At 39.8% G+C, this 4787-nt stretch carries 3 protein-coding genes; 2 read left to right on the top strand and 1 reads right to left on the bottom strand.

The genetic code is table 11. The features are described 5' to 3' along the window. Window positions 1-485: MFS transporter (locus WA010_RS06785; protein WP_422556387.1), on the top strand; the 485-nt coding region annotated here is incomplete at its 5' end. A 45-nt stretch (window positions 486-530) separates the two neighbouring features. After that, on the top strand, window positions 531-2228 hold the full coding sequence (locus tag WA010_RS06780; RefSeq protein WP_422556386.1) for a SulP family inorganic anion transporter: 1698 nt from the start codon (window positions 531-533) through the stop codon (window positions 2226-2228). Here the strand turns inward: WA010_RS06780 and WA010_RS06775 are convergent. Beyond that, the gene (locus WA010_RS06775; RefSeq protein ID WP_422556385.1) at window positions 2191-4536 is read right to left on the bottom strand and encodes a putative bifunctional diguanylate cyclase/phosphodiesterase; all 2346 of its coding nucleotides are present in this window, start codon (window positions 4534-4536) and stop codon (window positions 2191-2193) included. The genes WA010_RS06780 and WA010_RS06775 overlap by 38 nt on opposite strands. Between the last annotated feature and the right edge of the window lie 251 nt (window positions 4537-4787).

The following is a 4787-nucleotide window of genomic DNA, read 5'->3' as shown; positions in this document are numbered from 1 at the left end:
ATTCATTTATGCTCCTAAAAGCTGAGAGTAACGGCCTTGCACTGGTGATGATTCCTCTAGCCTACGCCCTCTATAATCTCACGCAATCTCTCTTTGCCATCCCCATCGGGAAATTAGCCGACCGTTTAGGAAAAGGGACACTGTTGTCTGCTGTCTATATCGCGTTTGGTTTGGGTGCGCTGGCAATGACACTGGGAGCCTCATGGGCTATTTGGGTGGGTTTTGGAATCTACGGATTTTTCGCGGCAGGCTTTAATGCGTTGGCCAAAGCCATCATCTCAGATACGGCACCGATGGAGTACAAAGCAACCGCCTATGGAATTTACTATACTTCTGTGGGAATCGCGATATTTGCTTCTTTGGTACTCGGCGGGATCATTTGGGATTATTATGGAAGTAATTTACTCTTTTCAATTGCTTCTCTATCCGCCATTATTCTAGGTATTTTACTTTATTTTATGCGTCATCTATTACTCCACAGCTAAAAGTGCTAGAATAGCGCACATGTAATTTCAAGGATTAAAGATACTATGTTGCGCTCGATTCACGACTCTTTAGAACCAAAACTCATTACTCTCTTTAGACGCCAAGGCTATTCTCGCGCCGATTTTGTCGCCGATACCATTGCGGGTCTTGCGGTCGCCATCGTTGCACTTCCACTAGCAATGGCGATTGCTATCGCCTCAAATCTCCCACCTGAGCGTGGTCTCTTTACCGCTATTGTCGCCGGATTTTTGATCTCTGCACATGGTGGTAGCCGCTATCAAATCGGAGGACCAACAGCGGCATTTATCGTAACTGTTTCACTGGTTGCGATGAAACATGGTTATGAGGGATTAGTTCTCGCAACGATTATGTCGGGAATTATTCTCATAATTATGGCATTCTTTCGAGCCGGAGAGCTGATCAAGTTTATCCCCTACCCTGTTATCGTTGGGTTTACCTCAGGGATTGCACTTCTTATCGCTTTTTCACAGATTCGCGATTTTTTCGGCCTCTCTATCGCTACGGTTCCCCCTGATTTTATCGATAAACTTTACCTCTATCTTGCCCATATTGGTGAGACCAATTTCATCGCCGTATTTCTTGCTCTTGCATCCATAGGTGTTATTGTGTTGGCAAAAAAACATATCCCACGAATCCCAGGACCTATTATCGTTGTTACCCTCAGTGCACTCGCCGTTTGGGCATTTAATCTACCGATCGAGACGATAGAGAGCAGATTCGGATCAATCCCCTCCATGCTCCCAACTCCTGTATGGCCGGAGATTACTTTCGATAAGCTCCGACTTTTACTCCCCGATGCCATCACTATTGCCACCCTTGCCGCTATCGAATCACTCCTTTCCGCCGTCGTTGCCGATGGAATGACTGGGACACGTCATAAATCCAATGCCGAACTTTTAGGGCAAGGGATTGCTAATATCGCATCAGGTATTTTCGGCGGTCTTCCTGCCACCGGAGCCATTGCCCGAACCGCTACCAACATCAAAGCAGGAGCGCGCACCCCGATGGCGGGGATAATGCACGCTCTCTGGCTTTTTATCTTTATGCTCCTTTTAGCCCCACTCATTATAAAAGTGCCTCTAGCCGCACTTGCCGCTATTTTAATGGTCGTAGCATGGAATATGTCTGAGATCAAACATATCCGTGAGATAATGCATGCTCCACGAACCGACCGTATCGTTTTGATCGTTACGTTTTTATTGACCGTACTGGTTGATTTGAACTTTGCAATACAAGCGGGTATTGCTCTCGCTTCGATTTTATTTATCGATCAAATGATGAGGGCAACCCAAATCCGTGCGGTAGCGGGTGAAGAAGATGATCCTGATTCGATCCACAATAAAACTATCCCCAAAGAAGTAGAAGTCTATGAAATACAAGGGCCTCTGTTTTTCGGTGTCGCAGAAAAGCTGATCGATACTCTCGCCTTGTTTGAAAAACCATCCAAAGTTTTCATTTTGCGTATGCGTTATGTCCCTCTGATCGATGCAGCCGGATTACATGCCCTAGAAGTATTGCATGAGCGGCTTCATGAAAAAAATACTTGTTTAATCCTCTCTGGGGTCAATCATCAGGTTCAAAAATTTATCGAAAAGTCTCATATTGATGAAAAAATTGGAAAAGAAAATATCGTCGATCATATTGATAAAGCAATTTTACGCTCAAATGAAATTCTAAGATCATTTAGTGACGAGAATGACAACTCTGTACATCGTAATTAAGTAACTCTTCAAACGTTGCTACCTGAACTGGTTTACTGCATAAATACCCTTGAAAATAGTTGCATCCATGATGTTCCAAAAAGCTAAACTGTTCAATCGTCTCAACGCCTTCTGCAATCACGTCGAGATTAAAAATTGAAGCAATCGAAAGTATGGTTTCAACCAATGCCGCATCATCAGCATCACTCATAATATCACGTATAAAACTGCGATCAATTTTAAGCGTTGTAAACGGAAGTCGTTTAAGATATGCTAATGATGAATAACCGGTACCAAAATCATCCATCGAAAGAGCGATACCAGCGATACGAAGACGATTCATTTTATCAATAACAGTATCCATTTTATCAATAATCATCGATTCAGTTAACTCTAATTCAAGCATAGAGGGAACTATCCCTGTTTCGGCAACAATACGAATCACGTTATCGACAAAATCATTCTGGCGAAACTGTACCACACTCACATTAACTGCAATACGCTCAATATGCGATTTCGTTATGTAATCGGATCGCCATTTTACAAACTGCGTACATGCTTCACGGAGTACCCACTCACCGATGGGAACGATTAATCCACTCTCTTCGGCGATATCAATCATCTCATCGGGCATCACTAATCCTATCTCGGGATGATTCCACCGCAATAATGCCTCAGATCCTATAATTCGTTTCGTTGAAATTTCTATTACAGGTTGATAATAAAGCTCCAATTCATTATTTTTGATAGCGTGACGAAGAGCATTCTCTAAAAAGAGCCGTTTTTTAATCCATTGATCCATTTGCTCCTGATAAAAACGGGTCGTATTCCTCCCCTCTTTTTTCGCTTGATACATTGCCGTATCGGCAAATTTAAGTAAATCATCTGCATTTTGCTCATCTGAGTTCACTAACGCGATTCCAATACTCGTACTGGTAGTAATAGGTTCAAGACGATCAACTTCATAGGGGAGGCTTAAAATAGCATGAATTTTTTCGGCAACTGTTTCCACACGTGTTGCAGCAATATGAGGATCATCTCCAAGCTCACCTAGCAAAATAACAAATTCATCCCCGCCTAAGCGTGACACCGTATCTACCTCACGGCAAACCGAAGTCAATCGCGATGCTGTTTCGATTAAAATCATATCTCCTATATGATGTCCCAGTGAGTCATTGACACTTTTAAAATGATCCAAATCCAAAAACATCACCGCAATCAAACTTTTATGACGACGATAATAGGCCAAAGCCTGTTCAATACGATCTTTTAGCAAAATACGATTAGGAATATCCGTTAAGGCATCGTAATAAGCCTGATGCTTTACCTGCTCTTCAGCAACAACTCGTTCTGTAATATCAGTAACAATAGCCACACCACCGATAATTTCATGCTTAGTGTCATACATCGGTGATGTACGCAACGTAATCCATAAATTAAGACGATTAATCATCGTCGTATAAGGTCCCTCATAATACCCTTTTCGCTCACCAAATGGTGCATTGAGTGCTTCATACAAACAAGTGTCAGGAAGTTTTTTTAAATCCAATCCGATCATTCGTTCTCGATCAATACGTAAAATTTGTAGCATCTCAGTATTAGAATCTATGACTATAAGATCGGTGTTATAATAAAAAATTCCGGCAGGAGCTTCTTTAAAAATCGTCTGAAAATGCTCTTCCGAAAGTTCCAATGCTGCGATTGCTTTTTGGTGAAGAATTTTAGACTTAAAAGTACTCATAATATTCGTATAAATCCGTCTTGATGCACTTACCAATAAAATAAAAAAAGTAAAAACCAAAAGACTCATCATCTGAAACTCAACGCTACCCTGACAAAGCAAAACCACAAATAATGGTATAAGTAGAAATAGTAAAAATAATACCGTTGACCTAAATAATGATGCTAATGTCCCTGATGCAATTGATGCAATACCGGCAATAAGAAAAATAAGAAAAAACTGATGAAGGATATTGGATGTTTGAAAAATAAAGAATGCAACACTTCCCCATACTAATGCTGAAAAAAACATGACAGTATTAAAATGCTTTTCCCATTGCGTAGTCGATTTCTTTTGAATATAAAGATAATGCTCTCTTAAAAGCCAAACTCTCCAAATTAAAGTTGTAATAACGAAGATAAACCATATACCAATAAAGAAGAAAATAGGAGTTTGATAAAAAAAGAATAAAATAACTGTCGCACCGAAAAAAAGGGGAAATACCGATGCAAACGCTTGCGTATAGGCAACAGACACTTGTTCTGCACGAATCTGTTCACGTTCCGTTTCATTTAATTCGGATAAAAAATCTTTCTGTTTAAAAAACATAGACATCCACTTTCGTAAATTTTATCAGAGTAAATAACATACACAATAAAAAGTATATTTAATATATGTTACAATTATACAATGAAAAAAGTCTTTTTTTTAATCATTTTTTATTTAAATCTCAGCGCATATGAATTAGATCAAAATTATGAATATTCCAATACAACGATTTATTCAAATACTTTGTTTCCTGAAATCCCAAAAACATTTGAGATTCTAAAAATTCCCGAAGATAAAACACAGTATAGAAT

The sequence above is a fragment of the Sulfuricurvum sp. genome, assembly GCF_049305995.1.
In the GTDB taxonomy this organism is placed as follows: domain Bacteria; phylum Campylobacterota; class Campylobacteria; order Campylobacterales; family Sulfurimonadaceae; genus Sulfuricurvum.
This window is presented reverse-complemented; position numbering and strand designations above follow the sequence as displayed.